20 protein-coding genes and 1 tRNA gene are annotated in these 16,436 nt (G+C 39.3%); 12 read left to right on the forward strand and 9 right to left on the reverse strand.

Going from position 1 to position 16,436, the window contains the following annotated elements; all coding sequences use genetic code 11:
• Positions 1–112: 112 nt before the first annotated feature.
• The 5 genes from ompR (at position 113) to J663_RS07895 (ending at position 4,620) form a co-directional block, all read left to right on the forward strand.
• Positions 113–877, forward strand: a complete 765-nt coding sequence (ompR, locus tag J663_RS07880; protein ID WP_000060753.1) for a two-component system response regulator OmpR — start codon at positions 113–115, stop codon at positions 875–877.
• 17 nt (positions 878–894) lie between these two features.
• Positions 895–2,352 carry an ATP-binding protein gene (locus J663_RS07885; RefSeq protein ID WP_005804509.1) on the forward strand — a complete coding sequence of 486 codons (1,458 nt, stop codon included), beginning with the start codon at positions 895–897 and terminating at the stop codon, positions 2,350–2,352.
• Positions 2,353–2,385: 33 nt separating this feature from the next.
• Positions 2,386–2,508: a hypothetical protein gene (locus J663_RS18865; RefSeq protein WP_014207857.1), complete on the forward strand. Its 123-nt coding sequence runs from the start codon at positions 2,386–2,388 to the stop codon at positions 2,506–2,508.
• A 35-nt stretch (positions 2,509–2,543) separates the two neighbouring features.
• Positions 2,544–4,058, forward strand: a complete 1,515-nt coding sequence (locus tag J663_RS07890) for an acetyl-CoA hydrolase/transferase family protein (protein ID WP_002116671.1) — start codon at positions 2,544–2,546, stop codon at positions 4,056–4,058.
• 130 nt (positions 4,059–4,188) lie between these two features.
• Positions 4,189–4,620, forward strand: coding sequence for a GNAT family acetyltransferase (locus J663_RS07895; protein ID WP_033848947.1), 432 nt, complete (start codon positions 4,189–4,191; stop codon positions 4,618–4,620).
• 168 nt (positions 4,621–4,788) lie between these two features.
• On the opposite strand, the gene J663_RS07900 is transcribed toward J663_RS07895, so the two are convergent.
• Positions 4,789–4,864: transfer RNA gene (locus J663_RS07900), tRNA-Phe, on the reverse strand.
• Positions 4,865–4,970: 106 nt separating this feature from the next.
• Complete coding sequence (locus tag J663_RS07905; protein ID WP_002116928.1) at positions 4,971–5,354, reverse strand: GNAT family N-acetyltransferase; 384 nt, start codon at positions 5,352–5,354, stop codon at positions 4,971–4,973.
• A 102-nt stretch (positions 5,355–5,456) separates the two neighbouring features.
• Between J663_RS07905 and hisB the strand changes: the two genes are divergently transcribed.
• From hisB to hisA, 5 genes are all read left to right on the forward strand, one after another.
• Positions 5,457–6,050: an imidazoleglycerol-phosphate dehydratase HisB gene (gene hisB, locus J663_RS07910; RefSeq protein ID WP_002116767.1), complete on the forward strand. Its 594-nt coding sequence runs from the start codon at positions 5,457–5,459 to the stop codon at positions 6,048–6,050.
• The gene (gene hisH, locus J663_RS07915) at positions 6,050–6,667 is read left to right on the forward strand and encodes an imidazole glycerol phosphate synthase subunit HisH (RefSeq protein ID WP_033848948.1); all 618 of its coding nucleotides are present in this window, start codon (positions 6,050–6,052) and stop codon (positions 6,665–6,667) included. The genes hisB and hisH overlap by 1 nt, the downstream gene beginning before the upstream one ends.
• A 149-nt stretch (positions 6,668–6,816) precedes the next feature.
• Entirely contained in the window at positions 6,817–7,365 is a 549-nt protein-coding gene (locus J663_RS07920) for a DUF805 domain-containing protein (RefSeq protein ID WP_033848950.1), read from the forward strand.
• A gap of 86 nt (positions 7,366–7,451) precedes the next feature.
• Positions 7,452–8,093, forward strand: a complete 642-nt coding sequence (locus tag J663_RS07925; protein WP_033848951.1) for a 3'-5' exonuclease — start codon at positions 7,452–7,454, stop codon at positions 8,091–8,093.
• 94 nt (positions 8,094–8,187) lie between these two features.
• Positions 8,188–8,919: a 1-(5-phosphoribosyl)-5-[(5-phosphoribosylamino)methylideneamino]imidazole-4-carboxamide isomerase gene (gene hisA / locus J663_RS07930; protein WP_033848952.1), complete on the forward strand. Its 732-nt coding sequence runs from the start codon at positions 8,188–8,190 to the stop codon at positions 8,917–8,919.
• A 55-nt stretch (positions 8,920–8,974) separates the two neighbouring features.
• On the opposite strand, the gene J663_RS07935 is transcribed toward hisA, so the two are convergent.
• Complete coding sequence (locus tag J663_RS07935; RefSeq protein WP_033848956.1) at positions 8,975–10,666, reverse strand: ATP-binding cassette domain-containing protein; 1,692 nt, start codon at positions 10,664–10,666, stop codon at positions 8,975–8,977.
• Positions 10,667–10,872: 206 nt separating this feature from the next.
• Positions 10,873–11,424, reverse strand: a complete 552-nt coding sequence (locus J663_RS07940) for a helix-turn-helix domain-containing protein (RefSeq protein ID WP_033848958.1) — start codon at positions 11,422–11,424, stop codon at positions 10,873–10,875.
• 98 nt (positions 11,425–11,522) lie between these two features.
• Here J663_RS07940 and J663_RS07945 point away from each other — a divergent pair, with 98 nt between their 5' ends.
• Positions 11,523–12,425, forward strand: coding sequence for a DMT family transporter (locus J663_RS07945; protein ID WP_033848960.1), 903 nt, complete (start codon positions 11,523–11,525; stop codon positions 12,423–12,425).
• A 39-nt stretch (positions 12,426–12,464) separates the two neighbouring features.
• Here the strand turns inward: J663_RS07945 and J663_RS07950 are convergent, their stop codons facing one another.
• The 4 genes from J663_RS07950 to J663_RS07965 are packed head-to-tail and all read right to left on the reverse strand — an operon-like array spanning position 12,465 to position 14,796.
• Entirely contained in the window at positions 12,465–12,770 is a 306-nt protein-coding gene (locus J663_RS07950; RefSeq protein WP_033848961.1) for an antibiotic biosynthesis monooxygenase family protein, read from the reverse strand.
• 3 nt (positions 12,771–12,773) lie between these two features.
• Entirely contained in the window at positions 12,774–13,166 is a 393-nt protein-coding gene (locus tag J663_RS07955; RefSeq protein ID WP_005078529.1) for a DUF4870 family protein, read from the reverse strand.
• Between the two features lie 37 nt (positions 13,167–13,203).
• Positions 13,204–13,833, reverse strand: a complete 630-nt coding sequence (locus J663_RS07960; protein ID WP_033848962.1) for a DUF1294 domain-containing protein — start codon at positions 13,831–13,833, stop codon at positions 13,204–13,206.
• Between the two features lie 12 nt (positions 13,834–13,845).
• Positions 13,846–14,796, reverse strand: a complete 951-nt coding sequence (locus J663_RS07965) for a homoserine kinase (protein ID WP_033848964.1) — start codon at positions 14,794–14,796, stop codon at positions 13,846–13,848.
• Between the two features lie 112 nt (positions 14,797–14,908).
• On the opposite strand from J663_RS07965, the gene hisF reads away from it, so the two are divergent.
• Positions 14,909–15,667: an imidazole glycerol phosphate synthase subunit HisF gene (gene hisF / locus J663_RS07970; RefSeq protein WP_033848966.1), complete on the forward strand. Its 759-nt coding sequence runs from the start codon at positions 14,909–14,911 to the stop codon at positions 15,665–15,667.
• A 37-nt stretch (positions 15,668–15,704) separates the two neighbouring features.
• Here hisF and J663_RS07975 read toward each other — a convergent pair whose 3' ends face one another.
• A complete protein-coding gene (locus J663_RS07975) occupies positions 15,705–16,343 on the reverse strand; it encodes a hypothetical protein (RefSeq protein ID WP_033848968.1) in 639 nt (212 codons plus the stop codon).
• Positions 16,344–16,436 lie beyond the last annotated feature (93 nt).

The raw sequence follows: 16,436 nt of genomic DNA on the forward strand, positions 1-16,436 counted from the left end.
CAAATTGATACATAGTCTAAACAAGAACATCAGCATTATACTGAGGGCTTGTTGGCAATAAGCCTATCCGACCCAATAATATATAAATTATGACTTTAAAAGGGAGTACATCATGAGTTTAGTTGTACCTGCTGAACATCCTGAAACCGTACACAACGAAACGGATCGTGTCGAACGTATTTTAGTGGTCGATGACGATGTGCGTTTACGTACCCTCTTGCAACGTTTTTTGGAAGATAAAGGCTTTGTTGTAAAAACTGCCCACGATGCTTCGCAAATGGACCGTTTATTACAACGTGAGTTATTTTCACTTATCGTACTCGACTTTATGTTACCGGTTGAAGATGGTTTAAGTATTTGCCGTCGTTTACGCCAATCAAATATTGATACGCCAATCATCATGTTAACAGCACGTGGTAGCGATTCAGACCGTATTGCTGGTCTTGAAGCTGGTGCAGATGACTACTTGCCAAAACCATTTAACCCAAATGAGCTTTTAGCCCGTATCCGTGCAGTATTACGTCGCCAAGTTCGTGAAGTTCCGGGTGCACCAAGCCAACAAGTTGAAGTAGTAAGCTTTGGACCATGGTCTTTAGATTTATCTACCCGCACACTGACACGCGAAGGGCAAATCGTTACCTTAACAACTGGCGAATTTGCTGTATTAAAAGCATTGGTACAACACCCACGTGAACCATTAACACGCGATAAATTGATGAACTTAGCGCGCGGCCGTGAATGGGGTGCAATGGAACGTTCAATTGACGTTCAAGTTTCTCGTTTACGTCGCTTAATTGAAGATAACCCAGCGCGTGCACGTTACATCCAAACGGTATGGGGTGTCGGCTATGTGTTCGTTCCAGATGGTGCTGAATAAGCTTGAGATAAGATAGAGTGAGTTTAGAACCAATCGCCCCACAGAACTTTACCGATTACGTGACCTATTCAGAGCGTAAACGGACTCGATGGGAACGTTTTCTCGACAAAATAAAGCCACGTTCTGCTGCCATGCGTACCACTATTTTGGTACTGCTGGTAGTGTTCTTTAGCTTATTTATGTCTTTATGGTTCTTTTGGCGCACTCTTTATTTACCTGAAATTCAACAGCACGCCCGTTATCTTGCGGTCGAGCTTGAGCTCGTCAATAATCCTGATATACGAATTTTTCATCGTGAAAATGAAGTAGATATTGATGCGTGGTTGCGTAATCGAGTCGGTATTGAATACGTTACCAACCCCAAAGAATATCCAAGTGTCCGAGAAAAGGTCATTGCCGAGTTTTTTACCAATCATGTCGAAAAAAAGCTGGCAAATGAGATTGGGACTAAAGACGTTACCGTTTACTTTCAGTTTAAACCGAGCCCACGCATTTGGATTCAAACTCCTGAAATGCATGGCAACTGGGTTCGCGAGCCTTTAAAAACCTATGCCAACTACAGTCCTGAACTTTTAGTGGGTTGGGTCGTGGGTGTTCCATTACTGTCGGCTATCATTATTTTAATTTTGGTTCGACAGATGAACCGCCCCCTGCGTCGTTTGCAGAATGCTGCCAATGAATACAGTAAATCCGGAACAGCACCGTACCTTGATACCAACCACGGTCCACTAGAAATTCGTCAAGTAAACCAAGCGTTTAATCGTATGGTCTATACACTCGATCAGACTGAGCGTGAACGACGTATTATGTTGGCAGGTATTTCACATGATTTACGTACCCCTCTTACACGCATACGTTTAACAGCAGAGATGCTGCCTGATGAGTTTTTACGTGAAGGTTTGGTCTATGACGTAGATGATATGGATGCAATTCTTAATCAGTTCATTTCGTACATGCGCGATGGCTCAGATGAGGAGTTGAAAGACACCAATATCAACATGCTTTTGCAAGAACTTGTTGTACAATTTAAACCTCTCGATATTCAATTCGAGATGCAGGATGTACCTATTATTCCGGCACGTAGTCTTTCTTTAAAAAGATTGATTGCCAACTTGATTAATAATGCAAAACGCTATGGTGCTGAACCGATAGAGCTCAGTGCAAAAGTTGAAAATGAATGTATTTTAATTACCGTTGCTGATCATGGCGAAGGCATTCCTGCAGATCAAATTGAAGAGTTAATGCAACCTTTTGTTCGCGGAGACTCAGCAAGAACCATTCAAGGTAGTGGTCTTGGGCTGGCTATTGTTAAACGTATTGTTGATATTCATCATGGTGAGATTCAAATTCATAATCGTGAACAAGGTGGTTTAGAAGTTATTATTTCTTTACCAATCCCAAAACCGAGTACCGAAGAAAATACCACGACCAATCCTTTGGAAAAAATAAAACAAACATTAAGTGAGCGCTTTTAATTTGATCAATCAGCAATTAAAAGCCTTGTTTTAATGACAAATAAAAGCAATAAAAATCAATTAAATAAAAACCATAAATATAATTTATACCGCCATTTATTTACAAAATTAGACCTTAGCCTAACACCTATGCACTTTTCAATTTTTCATAGCTAAAATCCCGTATGTTTTGACAATATTGAGGATGTCCAATGTCTTTAAGTCGTATTCGCCTAGCTTCTCTTCATGACAAGGTCATCAGTGCTGAACAAGCTGCGCAATTCATCGAAAATGGAATGACTGTTGGTATGAGTGGTTTTACTCGTGCCGGTGAAGCTAAAGCTGTTCCACAAGCACTTGTAGAGCATGCAAAGAAAAATCCGTTAAAAATCACGTTAATTACGGGTGCTAGCTTAGGTAATGACTTAGACAAACAACTCACGGAAGCAGGTGTTTTATCTCGTCGTATGCCATTTCAGGTAGACAACACTTTACGTCGTGCGATTAACAACGGCGAAGTTATGTTTATTGATCAACATTTATCAGAAACTGTTGAGCAAATGCGTAACCAGCAACTTAAACGTCCAGACGTTGCGGTGATTGAAGCAATTGCGATTACTGAAGATGGCGGTATTATTCCAACAACTTCTGTAGGTAACTCTGCAAGCTTTGCTATTTTTGCTGAAAAAGTTATTGTTGAAATCAACACCTCTTTAAGCGAAAGCTTTGAAGGTTTGCACGACATCTATATTCCGACTTATCGCCCAACACGTACTCCAATTCCATTGACAAAAGTGGATGAGCGTATTGGTACAACAGCAATCCAAATTGATCCTGCAAAAATTGTAGGTATTGTATTTAACGATACACATGACTCACCATCAACAGTAACTCCTCCAGATGATGAGACTCAAGGCATTGCAAACCACTTAATTGCTTTCTTTAATAAAGAAGTTGCAGAAGGTCGTTTACCGAAAAACCTTGGTCCATTACAAGCAGGAATTGGCTCTATTGCCAATGCTGTATTAACAGGTTTAAAAGATTCTGATTTTGAAGACCTCATCATGTACTCAGAAGTACTACAAGACTGTACTTTTGAACTCATTGATGCAGGCAAAATGAAATTTGCTTCTGGTAGCTCAATTACCCTTTCTGCAAAATGTGGCGAAAAAGTTTTTGGTAATATCGAAGCTTACAAAGACAAATTAGTGCTTCGTCCACAAGAAATTTCTAACCATCCTGAATTAGTTCGTCGTTTAGGGATTATCGGTATTAACACTGCGCTTGAGTTTGATATTTACGGTAACGTGAACTCAACTCACGTGTGTGGTACTAAAATGATGAACGGTATCGGTGGTTCAGGTGACTTCGCTCGTAACGCTCACTTGGCGATCTTTGTAACCAAATCAATTGCTAAAGGCGGCGATATCTCTTCTATCGTGCCAATGGTGAGCCACGTTGACCACAGTGAACACGATGTTGATATTTTAGTAACAGAGCAAGGTTTAGCTGACTTACGCGGTTTAGCGCCTCGTGAACGCGCTCGCGCTATTATCGATAATTGTGTACACCCACTTTATCGTGATGCATTAAATGACTACTTTGACCGTGCATGTGCTAAAGGTGGACATACTCCTCACTTACTTCGTGAAGCATTGTCTTGGCATGCAAACTTCGAAGAAACAGGTCAAATGCTTCAAGCAGCACCAGTTGCAAAATCAGCTTAAATCACTGGTTTAATTCAAGCACTCCCTCGGGGGTGCTTTTTTATTTGTTTAAATTATTAATAAAAAACTGCTCAAGCCCGAATTTTTATTTTATCTTTTCAGCACATCAAAACAAAAAGTAGAAATCCATATGTTTATTATTCGTCAATTTACAAATGCAGATCTGGATGATGTCGTTATTTTATGGGAAAGCTGTGGTCTGACCCGTCCTTGGAATAATCCTGAAACCGATATTTTCAGGAAAGTCTCACAACAGGATGATTTGTTTTTAGTTGCTATTAAAGATGAGCAACTGATTGGTACGCTTATGGGCGGCTACGATGGCCATAGAGGCTGGATTAACTATTTGGCTGTTCACCCCCACCAACAACGCTTAGGAATCGCTACAGCGCTCGTTCAGCAGCTTGAGAAGCGCCTCATTGCTCGTGGCTGCCCAAAACTGCAATTATTAGTTCGTAAAGACAATTTGAATGTATTGAATTTTTACGAACAGCTTGGCTATGACGAGGTAGAAGCAGTGTGCTTAGGAAAACGACTTATTCGTGATAGTTCTAATGATTAGAACCACGTTTTGTTTGGGCTATTTTGAGAAAGTTAAGGCGATATTGGGGATAACCCTCTTTGCTTGTGGATAAAATGAGATTTATACACAGGTAAGGTCTTAACATTTTTATTAAATAAACAAGCATGAAAAAAGCCCCATACATTATGTATGGGGCTTTTTCGAATATGGTGGCGAGACCCAGGATCGAACTGGGGACACACGGATTTTCAATCCGTTGCTCTACCTACTGAGCTATCACGCCGAAGTGGGCGTATTAAACAATGTTTATAAGAAGACGTCAAGCAACTTCCGTGTTTTTTGTAACAAGTGATTATTTTTAAATCACAACCACAAAATAATAGAAGCTTTTAGTGATGTAGTTTACCAATGTGAGCCAAACAGCGATGAATCGCGCCACAACCTGGTTCAAAAGTTTTAACACCTTTTGACTCTTCTATACGGCAAGCTTCTTCGACTAAGCGCTCAGCCACCCCACGACCACGGTTCGCAGGGTGCACAACAATATATTCAAGAACCTTGCTTTCGCCTTGTCCTGAAGACCAAATTGCACCTATAATTTTGGTGTTAAATTCGGCAGTGTATAGCGTGGTATACTGTTGTAAATCTTGTTCAAGTTGTTCAATCGCATCGTGCCCGTCACCAAACTCCGGACTTGTATCATACAGTCGCTCAAGCTGATCGCGGATCTCTGAATTATCTAGAGAACTATAAGCATGTACGGTAATAGGCATTGATTAACCCTCCTGAGCAAACTATGATGCTGTCACGAATTCGTCACAGCGAAATTGTCGTTAACATCCAATCATTTTTGACGTTTTTTGAGGAACGTGTCCATGACGCAACGTATCAGTGAAGTGGTTAGAAATACCAATGAAACCAAAATTCGAGTTCGTTTAAATCTCGACGGTACTGGTCAAGGCACACTAAACACTGGAGTTCCATTTTTAGACCATATGATTGATCAAATCAAGCGACATGGCTTATTTGATATCGATATTCATTGTGACGGAGACCTCGAGATTGATGATCACCACACCGTAGAAGACTGTGGTATCACGCTTGGACAAGCTTTTGCACAAGCTTTGGGCGATAAAAAAGGTTTAAAACGCTATGGTCATTTTTATGCACCATTAGATGAAGCTTTATCTCGTGTTGTTGTCGATTTATCTGGTCGTCCGGGTTTATTCATGGATATTCCATTTACTCGTGCGCGCATCGGTACATTTGATGTCGATTTATTTTCTGAGTTTTTCCAAGGTTTCGTAAACCATGCGCTTATGACCTTACACATCGATAACTTAAAAGGTAAAAATAGCCACCATCAAATCGAAAGTGTTTTTAAAGCACTTGCTCGTGCTTTACGTATGGCATGTGAAGTTGATCCACGTGCTGAAAACACGATCGCATCGACAAAAGGTAGCCTCTAATGACACGTATCGCGTTACTTGATTATGGCATGGGCAATCTACATTCAGCTGCTAAAGCACTTGAGCATGTAGGCGCTACAGTCGATGTGACCAATGATCCAAAGTTAATTGCACAAGCCGACAAAATTGTTTTTCCAGGTGTGGGTGCAATGCGTGACTGTATGCAAGGTATGCGTGAAGCAGGGATTGATGAAGTTGTACGTAAAGCTGCATTTAATAAACCTGTTCTTGCGATTTGCGTAGGCATGCAAGCATTACTACAAAGTTCTGAAGAAAATGGCGGTGTAGACGCATTAGGTATTTTTGACGGCGTAGTAAAACATTTCCCTCAAATGGAAGGTTTAAAAGTACCACACATGGGCTGGAACCAAGTTCACCAAATGGACCCAAACCATCCAATGTGGAACAACATCGAACAAGATGCTCGCTTCTACTTTGTACATAGTTACTATGTCGAAACAAAAGATGAAAGCGTTGTGGCTGCGACTTGTGAGTATGGTGTGAATTTCTGCACAGCAATTCATAAAGATAATTTATTCGCGACTCAATTCCACCCAGAGAAAAGTCATACTGCTGGTTTGCAGTTACTTAAAAACTTTGTGGAATGGAATATTTAATCTGATTTAAAACTGAAAAAGATCAGGTCGAGATGGCCTGGTCTTTTTTTATTTACAATAACAACTAATCATTTATAGAATGATGTTTTATTCAACAAAATATTGAATATTTATACTTTTAAATAAAACCAAATGATCAGGAAAACAAAATGAATTCACCTTTCGAAAATCAGCCACTTCAGCACGATTCCCCCTTTAAAGCTAGTGGTCGTTTTGGGCGACTCTCTTATGCTGCTTGGACATTCTTATTTTCACTCGTCATCGGTATCGCTGTTGTCATCATCGCTTTTACTTTTGGGTTTACATCTAGTCAGGAACTGACTGGCCTTTCTACGGCAGGCATGATTGTTATCGCCATTCTCTATATTGTTTGTCTCTATGTAAGCTTTGTATTTACCATCCGCCGTTTGCATGACCGCAATAATACAGGATGGCTATCGTTACTGATGCTGATCCCTGCCGTAAACCTAATTTTTATGATTTATCTCTTTGCGGCAAAAGGTACAGAAGGCAATAATGATTACGGCCCACAGCGCCCTACTCCTGGTTGGGAACGCGTTTTAGGCTGGATTTATATTGTCCTAATTCCACTTGCTTTGGTTTTTGCTGTCATTGCCACAATCATGTCTCCAACCTATGAAGGCTATGTCGAGAAAAGTGAAAGTGTAGTCATTGGTACACCTTCTCAGTCTCAGTAATTTTTAAAGACATTCATAAAGCCTAGTCCTCTAGGCTTTATTCATATATAAAGTGAATAGCCCAATTCATTTGTACGCTGTTAAATATGTCCGAAGCCGTTGCCCTCCTTGATAAAGCCTCTATTCAGCAGCTTCCTCCTTTTGAAAATATTAACCACCATAATATTGTGGTGATTGAAAATATTGAGCAATGCAAAAGTATTGAAGAAGAATTAAAAAATGCTGCAATTTTGGGATTTGATTCTGAGTCTAAACCTACATTTAAAGTGGGTGAAATCTCAACTGGGCCACACTTGATTCAACTTGCTACAGCACAAAAAGCCTATTTATTTCATGTCAATTCATCAACTTTAAAATTCTTGCAGCCCATTTTATCTAACCAGAAGCAAATTAAAGTCGGTTTTGGACTTAAAAATGATAAGCAGATTTTTCATAAAAAAGGTATAGAGCTAGAAAGTTGTGTTGACCTTGCCAAAGGATTTAGTCACTTTGGTTTTAAACAGCAGATCGGTCTACAAAAAGCGGTAGCACTGTTATTTGGACAATATCTGGCAAAGTCGAAAAAAGTCGGGACTTCAAACTGGGCACGAAAGCCACTTACATCTCAGCAAATAAATTATGCCGCCGCTGATGCTTATGCTGCATTACTGGTATTTGAAGAACTCAGAAACCAAAAACTATTACCCGCCCACATTTCACAAACGATTCAAACCGTGCTTCAGGCGTAAAGTAATAAAAGTCTTTTCTAAGGCTTAGCGATTGATCAATACTTTGCTAAGATGTGCACAATTTCATAATCATGATGAAGCAAGGAGCGGAAGCATGCTAATCATTCCAGCAATTGACCTGAAAGATGGTAAATGTGTGCGTTTAAAACAAGGGCGTATGGAAGACGATACCGTTTTCTCTGACGATCCAGTTGCAACTGCCCAGCATTGGGTAAATGAAGGCGCGCGCCGTTTGCATTTGGTTGATTTGAATGGTGCTTTCGCAGGTACTCCTATTCATAAGCCTGTTGTTGAAGCGATTGCTAAAGCTCAGCCAGAATTACCAATTCAAATTGGCGGTGGTATTCGCTCATTAGAAACGATTGAACACTATTTAGAAGCTGGTGTGACTTTTGTCATTATCGGTACTAAAGCAGTTCAAGAGCCTGAATTTGTAGAAGAAGCTTGTAAACGCTTTGCTGGTCACATCATTGTTGGTATTGATGCCATGAATGGTATGGTTGCAACTGATGGCTGGGCAAACGTTACTGATGTGAAAGCAACTGATTTAGCGAAACGCTTTGCAGATGCGGGCGTGTCTAGCATTGTTTACACGGACATTGCACGTGACGGCATGATGCAAGGTGTAAATGTTGAGCAAACTGTAAACTTGGCTCAATACTCAGGTTTACCAGTAATTGCTTCTGGTGGTGTAACCAACCTTGATGACGTTCGTAACTTAAAAGGCCAACCGGGCATTTTAGGTGCGATTACAGGCCGCGCAATTTATGAAGGTAGTTTAAACCTTCGTGAAGCTCAGCTTTTGTTGGATGAAAACCGTCTTTAATTTTTAAGATGTAAAAAAAGAGCCGTTTAGGCTCTTTTTTATTTTTTGATTATCTTTAGTTTAATAACTTTTCTAAATCGATTACCTCATCCGCAATTTCCATCGCATACGGTGAATGCGTAATCATGATTACAGATGGAACAACCTGCTGAATATATTCAAGTATATTTTTTGCAGTATCTACATCCAAGGCGGCAGTCGGTTCATCTAAGATCATGAGTTGAGGAGGAGCCAATAAACCACGAAGAATACAAATTCTTTGTTTCTCTCCTCCTGAAAAATTCTTATAAATTTCAGTTAAATCATCATCGAGCGTTAGTTGATGCTTTTTTAAAATATGCAATAAGTTAAATTGCTCAAGCATCTGAAGTAAGTAAGAGTCTTCATATATATGCTGAGAGTTGTAGACCAAATTCTCTCTTAACGAATAAGGAAAAATAATAGGTTGCTGTGCAACGTAAACAACCTCATCAAAAATATGCTTAGAGAAATTTTGGCTAATATCAATATTCTTATAGCAAAGCTGCCCTGATTGAATCTGGTACACGCCCATTAAATAATTCATCAGAGAAGTTTTGCCTAGACCTGTTTGACCAATCACGACATATGTTTTATTGGCTAATATTGTTAAATTAAAATGATCTACAGCTCTTTTCCCAAGTAAAAATTTAGCATTTATAAATTGAAAAAGAACGTTGGAGTCTTGAACGATAGAATGCGTATAATTTTCTTTATTGAGATAAAAGTATTTTCGATATTTTGCTAAGGCTACAAAGTTACCATTTAAACGCATCAAGCTTTGAGAAACCGCTAAAAATGGATTGGTGAGTTGAATAATATAAGTACTTATCAACACGAAAGCACCCGGTGTAAGCTGCTTTTCAGTTGAAAGAAATACGGTAAATAACATAAAAAATAGTAAAAACAAAAAGATCAGGAACAATTGAGAAATCATCAATAGCCCTATTTTTTTATTCCTATCTTTAGCTGTTTTGATGAATGAGTCTAATGTGGTATTAAATTTTGACAATTGAAACGGTACTGCATTTTTTACTTTAATTTCATATGAATTTGAGATGTGATGTATCAAATGGCTATTTACCTGATTATCTTGTTGATACATCGAATCGAATAAAGAACTACTTCTTTTATTTATATGAAAGGAAACTAAAAAAATAACGATAGCTACCAATAAAAAACTGATACTAAAAAGTAAGCTAATGGTTGTAAATAAAACAGCAAAAATCATAACCAATTGAAAAATGATTGGCCCCAAATGAAGCAGTAACGTAAGATTTATCTCACCAAAAGCAGAACTTCCTCTCGCAAGATCACTGATCACTGTTCCAGCTTCAATTTGATCTTGTTCATCTTTTTTAAGATTTAAATAATTTTTTAGCCCCGCAAAGATTAATGCACTTTTGAAATCAACCATCAAATAAGCACTAAAAATATTTTTTGTCCAATGACATAACTCATTCGCTAACCATGCTGCAGCATAAGCGAGTACGATTAGATATAAGAAATTAAATGGAAGTCGAATATCTAGTAGAAAGTTATATGCCTGTGCAGAGTAATCAATAATAATTTTTAATAGGTATGGCAATAATGTCGTAAAGAATGCTGTAAACATTACTAATAAAAACATGAGAAACATACTCCCTTTCTGCTTCTTATAATTTTCTTTAGAAACCTGCCATAAAAATTTATAGTTTTGAATATCTTGTGAACTTAATAAGAACTTCATTTCTGTATCTTTTTTCTATTAAAACGAGTTAAAAATAATTTCATTACACACGAAATATCATAACTTGCCTTATTTATTCTTATTCGTATTTTTTGTTTAAATTGAATTCACAGGTTTTTAAGATAGGTCATATACATCATATATGCCTTCAATAAACTGCATAAATTTTAAAAATATATATTTTATTAAAAAGCTTAAATTCCAAATCAATACACCACATTACGAGTAAATTTAAGCACTTGGTTACCACTATTGATATAGGTATAAGTAACAGAACTTTCAAAAATAAAAGATGAACCAGCTGGTATTATTTTTTTGCTGTCAGTAAATTGTATGGTCAACTCACCCTCTAATACGTAAATAATTTCCTGCCATCCGTCTGCATCTGCTTCCGCCACGTAAGACTCTCCCACTGCCAAAGACCATATCCAAAGCTCAACTTGGGAACGAGATGGAACTGAAGCGAGCAAGGTTGCTTTACTTTCTTCATCTTTACCCTGCCAAGCGAGTGCATTTACTACAGCATGTTCTTTTAGCTCAGGCGCACTCACAATTGTTCTAAAATCTACTCCCAACACTGCCGCAATCGCATCGAGTTTAGCTAAGCTAATGTTGACTTGGCCTGTTTCCAGAGCAGCAATGGTACGTCTACTTACACCTGCCCGATCAGCCAAGTCCTGTTGGCTTAAACTGCGCTCATCTCTTAATGAACGGATATTTGTGCCTACATGTTGTAAAACGCTACTCGACTGGCTCATAAAATAGATGAATAAAGAAAATTTGAGCAATATATTGCACAAAACAGAAGAATAGCGCAATATGTGCAGTATATTGCACAATTCCTTTTAGTTTGAGTATGTCACCAACTTATCAGAGTTCAAGCAAAGTTCCTCAATTAGCTCTCATTTTGATTACGGTCATTTGGGGTGGAACATTTCTAACTGTGCAGTACGCACTGAATTTTTCATCACCTATGTTTTTTGTAGGCTGTCGTTTTGCTGTAGCGGCTCTTACTTTGCTTCTTATTTCATTAAAAAGTATGAAAGGTGTTACTTTAAAAGATTTAGGCGCTGGTAGTGTGATTGGCCTTGTGATTGCGGCAGGCTACGGCACCCAGAGCATTGGTCTACAAACCATTCCGAGTAGTGAATCAGCATTTTTAACAGCGCTATATGTTCCGCTTGTTCCTATTTTAATGTGGCTCATCTTTAGAAAAACTCCCCATATCATGACTTGGGTGGGAGCTGCTCTTGCGTTTGCTGGCCTTGTTTTCTTAACGGGAAATGGTTTTGAGCAAATTTCATTAAGTTTTGGGCAGCTGTTAACAATCTTGGGTGCCTTTGCGATTGCTTTAGAAATTATTTTTATTAGCTACTTTGCTGGAAAGGTAAATTTACGCCGCGTCACAATCATTCAACTTGGTGTCGCTTCTCTACTTTCTTTCGCCATCATGCCTGTGGTGGGTGAACATACGATTCCAGCATTTTCATGGCCCCTAGTACTGATTGCTATTGCATTAGGTTTAGCGAGTGCACTCATTCAATTTGTTATGAACTGGGCTCAACGTGTGGTTGATCCTTCACGTGCTGCAATTATTTACGCAGGCGAACCTGTTTGGGCGGGCATTATTGGCCGAATTGCAGGTGAGCGTTTGCCAATGATTGCCCTTTTTGGCGGTGCTTTAGTAGTCTTAGGCGTTTTAGTCAGTGAGTTAAAAATTAAGCTACCAATTAGGAAAAATAGAAGAATTCGAGAATAAAAAAGAGAGCTTAACGCTCTCTTTTTTACTATCTATCTATTATTTTTTCTTCAATAACGTACACGGTTGGTAGTACTCAACCGTCGGCATTGGGTCATAAAATGGATGGAGCAAAGTCTTCCACTCCTGATAAGCCTCAGACTTTCTAAACTCTTCTGTATGATTTTCAACTTCATCCCAGAAAATCATTAAAATATAATGATGGGGATCGGTTGCATGCTTAATCAGTTGGACCGCATTAAAGCCTTCCATTGGATAAACAATATGTTTAGCCTGCTCGAATGCCTTAAGAAATGCTTCACTTTGCCCAGACTTTATACTCAAATGCACATGTTCAATAATCATGATTTATTGATACATCGGACGGTTATCATTTAGCGCAATCAAGCCGCGAATTGCACGATATACAATCCAGATCCACGCAGCACCAATTACACCCACACAGAATACGGTCGATGAAACGGCAACGCCTGCAAATAGATTAGTATTTTCGCCCGTAAAGAACAGGAAAATAAACGGCAGAAAGGCAATAATATTCCAAGCGAGATACCACCAGAATGTTCTGATTTGCCATGTAAAGTGGCTCGCAAAAATCGAGCCTTGTACATCAGAACGTTTTACGTAGTTAATAATTAAAGCAATAACCGCAAGTAAGCCGCCTGTAAAAATGGCAACGATATAAAGTACATATAAAATAAGTGTTAAAGTACGATTTGGATCTTGGTCGATAGAACTATTCATTTTTATACCTCTCAAGTTTATTAAAAACGATTTACTTTTATGAGCCCCGCAATACGTTTAAGGGAGAAATTAGCCACAAAATCAAAAGTAAATGAAAGAATATGGTACAAAAATAAATCTTACGAAAGGGTTGTTTTTGTGTTTTATGTCTCAGTTTTTGTTGTGCCCACCATGCAGCTGGCCAACCTCCTAAAAAGCTAACAATGTGCAGTGTTTGTTCAGGCACACGTCGATTACCCAATTGTGCGGCTTCTTTATCTTGAGAATAGAGCCAATAACTTAAGGCATTCATCATTAAAACAAATAACAAAGTGTAGGCGGGTAAAATATGAATAAAACTCATAATGCCCATTAAAACGAAATAAAACACAATCCCCATTTGCATAGCAGACCATGGGCTGGCCTGAAAAGAAGATTCTGCTTTTGCAGGTTTTAAAGCCTTACGGGTTTGAGATGCCTTTAAATAAGTGACCTGCTGAGCACGAAAACGGCCTCGTTCATCGAGAATCACCCGATATTCCAGTGCACAGCCAATAATTGGCCGAGGTCCGGGGCGTGCAAAATCTTTGATATGCAAAAAGACTCGTTCTTTTTCAGCATCATCCGGCTGAATAAAGCCATAACCTTTTTCGTCGAACCATTCGACTAAACGCCCCTGATCTCGCATCTTTATTCCCTTTTATGCTTTTACATGACTTAAACGGTCTTGCATCATTGCTCGCATTTCTTGCGGGTCTTTTTGCAAAATGTCATCGCCGGTACGTCCTTCTTCTTTATTTTTTTGAGCAACTTGCAAACGCATTGACCAAAAACGGCACGCTGCCATTGCCAAGAACACATCTAAACATGCAAGCTCATCTGATGTAAGCGTACGAACTTTTTGGTATGCCTCTAAATAAGCGTCTACTTTGTCTGAGTTTAAATACGCTGCTGGATATTCGGTACAAAAATCATTAATGGTAATCGCAATATCAAACAGCAACTCATCTTGATTTAACTCATAAAAATCTAGAATACCTTGTAATTGCTCACCTTCAAACAAAGTATTGTCGCGGAACAAATCAGAGTGAATAAAACCTGTTGGTCGATTTAAATACTGCGCTGTTTTCGCATTAAAAGCTTGATAGACCTGCTCAAGTAAAGTTTGATCATCTTGAGTCATGCTTGGTTTCAGCTGCTCTGCAACACCTGTCCAGTATTGGTGATCACGGCGATATTCACGTACAAGTGGAAAATCTTGTAAAGCCACATGCAGTTTCGCCTGTGCATCTGCAATCGCTGCAACTTGCGCTACTGTGGTTTGCATGGGATGGTGACCCATTAAACGTGGTGCAATTTGTGCAGGCTTGTCTGCAATCACATGAACCGCTTGACCGCTATGTTTTAACGGCACTGCAACAGGTACATCATGAGTCCCCAATTGTTCAAGTACAGGAATAAGTTCGCCTGCCCCTTGTGCATCTAACTCTTCAAACACGGTGAGTACATATTGTTTGCGGTTTACATCAACCAAAAAATAATTGGTGTTTTGAATACCTCCCTGAATTGGGTTCAGCTCCAACACCTCTAATCCATAAGGTGCAGCAAAGGTGCGAACTTCATCTAAACTCAACGGGGTATAAACCGACATGGAAAACCTGCAAAAAACATCTGTGAAGTTTGATAGAATACCTCTTCCCTCCATGAAGGTGTAGCGCCTGTGTAGGAACTTTCACCAACGGCGATTATTTTTGGAAAAAGCTATGCTTGCTAAACGTATTATTCCTTGCCTAGACGTTGATAACGGACGCGTAGTTAAAGGCGTTCAATTCCTCGATATTCGTGATGCGGGCGACCCTGTTGAAGTGGCACGTCGCTATAACGAACAAGGTGCAGACGAAATTACTTTCTTAGACATTACCGCTACACATCATGGACGCGATACCACTTACCGTACTGTTGAACGTATGGCCGAGACTGTATTTGTACCATTAACTGTCGGTGGTGGTGTACGTAAGGTTGAAGATATTCGTGCGTTATTAAATGCAGGTGCAGATAAAGTGAGTATTAACTCAGCTGCCGTATTTAACCCAGAATTTGTTCAAGAGGCTTCACAGCACTTTGGCGCACAATGTATTGTCGTTGCAATTGATGCCAAAAAAACTGGTGAAAACAAATGGGAAATCTTTACTCACGGTGGTCGTAAACCAACGGGCATTGATGCGATTGAGTGGGCTGTACAAATGGCTGACTACGGTGCGGGTGAGTTACTCATTACCAGTATGGACGCCGATGGTACGAAAGCAGGTTACGATATTGCTTTAATGCGTGCCATTAATGACCGCGTTACGATTCCAACCATTGCTTCTGGTGGTGTAGGTAATTTACAGCATCTTGCAGATGGTATTTTACAAGGTGGTGCTGATGCAGTATTGGCAGCAAGTATTTTCCACTTTGGCCAATATACGATTCCAGAAGCTAAACAATATTTAGCTGAACAAGGTATCGAAATGCGCTTGTAAGCACATTGATAATAAAAGGGGCGATATGCCCCTTTTTTTATGCAGCTCCATCTACCGAATTTATATCGCTAACGAGTTGAGGCTTTTCTTTTTTCTCGACCCATTTTGCAGGAAAGATTTTTTCTACTGCTTGAGACAATGGTCTAGCAAGCGCAGTAGGTAACCGTATCCCCAAAGGGTTTTGTTCTTTTAAATCTGCCGAAGACACCACCCGTGTTCCCATTACATAATCAAACCAAGGTTTGGTCACACACCAATTGGCGTCTTGATTAGAGTTCATGTGGTGATCGTAATGCCACGGAATTTTACGCTTTGCCCAGTCGGGCTCTAAATGTGCACGGCGATGAATATAATAATAATTTCCTGCACTATACCAAGCTGCGAGAACCATACCTTTTGAAAACGGGTAAAAAATTGCACTTGAAACGGTTGCCACCACAGCAAGCGAAATTAACTCATTTTTAGTTCGCCAGTTTCCCACTCCCTCAACATAGCAATCATCATGAAACTGTTGTTTACGGACTTCACGATGGTGTGCCCAATGCGACTCCATACTTTTTGGTACTGGGCTATAACGTGGTTTTCCAGCACGGTGTACACCATGCAAAATATATTTGTGTGCTACCCATTCAAATGCATTCGCAACTGCAATTCCAGCAATAAACCCTTTTAACATCACCTAACTCCTTTTTCTTTTTATTCAGAATATAAAATTCGTTATGCTAGGTATTGACCAGAATTTATGGTTTCATTGACAAATCACGACAAG

Origin of the sequence: Acinetobacter sp. 826659 (assembly GCF_000588515.1) — a bacterium.
GTDB classification, from domain to species: Bacteria; Pseudomonadota; Gammaproteobacteria; order Pseudomonadales; family Moraxellaceae; genus Acinetobacter; species Acinetobacter pittii.

Bases quoted from the DNA above. Each gene is read 5' to 3' on its own strand.
- J663_RS07940 (WP_033848958.1), bottom strand. From the start codon at position 11,424: ATGAGCCAGTCGAGTAGCGTTTTACAACATGTAGGCACAAATATCCGT.
- J663_RS07950 (WP_033848961.1), bottom strand. From the start codon at position 12,770: ATGATTATTGAACATGTGCATTTGAGTATAAAGTCTGGGCAAAGTGAA.
- J663_RS07895 (WP_033848947.1), top strand. From the start codon at position 4,189: ATGTTTATTATTCGTCAATTTACAAATGCAGATCTGGATGATGTCGTT.
- J663_RS07945 (WP_033848960.1), top strand. From the start codon at position 11,523: ATGTCACCAACTTATCAGAGTTCAAGCAAAGTTCCTCAATTAGCTCTC.
- hisH (WP_033848948.1), top strand. From the start codon at position 6,050: ATGACACGTATCGCGTTACTTGATTATGGCATGGGCAATCTACATTCA.
- J663_RS07975 (WP_033848968.1), bottom strand. From the start codon at position 16,343: ATGTTAAAAGGGTTTATTGCTGGAATTGCAGTTGCGAATGCATTTGAA.
- J663_RS07935 (WP_033848956.1), bottom strand. From the start codon at position 10,666: ATGAAGTTCTTATTAAGTTCACAAGATATTCAAAACTATAAATTTTTA.
- J663_RS07960 (WP_033848962.1), bottom strand. From the start codon at position 13,833: ATGCGAGATCAGGGGCGTTTAGTCGAATGGTTCGACGAAAAAGGTTAT.
- J663_RS07965 (WP_033848964.1), bottom strand. From the start codon at position 14,796: ATGTCGGTTTATACCCCGTTGAGTTTAGATGAAGTTCGCACCTTTGCT.
- J663_RS07955 (WP_005078529.1), bottom strand. From the start codon at position 13,166: ATGAATAGTTCTATCGACCAAGATCCAAATCGTACTTTAACACTTATT.
- J663_RS07890 (WP_002116671.1), top strand. From the start codon at position 2,544: ATGTCTTTAAGTCGTATTCGCCTAGCTTCTCTTCATGACAAGGTCATC.
- hisF (WP_033848966.1), top strand. From the start codon at position 14,909: ATGCTTGCTAAACGTATTATTCCTTGCCTAGACGTTGATAACGGACGC.
- J663_RS07905 (WP_002116928.1), bottom strand. From the start codon at position 5,354: ATGCCTATTACCGTACATGCTTATAGTTCTCTAGATAATTCAGAGATC.
- ompR (WP_000060753.1), top strand. From the start codon at position 113: ATGAGTTTAGTTGTACCTGCTGAACATCCTGAAACCGTACACAACGAA.
- hisA (WP_033848952.1), top strand. From the start codon at position 8,188: ATGCTAATCATTCCAGCAATTGACCTGAAAGATGGTAAATGTGTGCGT.
- J663_RS07920 (WP_033848950.1), top strand. From the start codon at position 6,817: ATGAATTCACCTTTCGAAAATCAGCCACTTCAGCACGATTCCCCCTTT.
- J663_RS18865 (WP_014207857.1), top strand. From the start codon at position 2,386: ATGACAAATAAAAGCAATAAAAATCAATTAAATAAAAACCATAAATAT.
- J663_RS07925 (WP_033848951.1), top strand. From the start codon at position 7,452: ATGTCCGAAGCCGTTGCCCTCCTTGATAAAGCCTCTATTCAGCAGCTT.
- hisB (WP_002116767.1), top strand. From the start codon at position 5,457: ATGACGCAACGTATCAGTGAAGTGGTTAGAAATACCAATGAAACCAAA.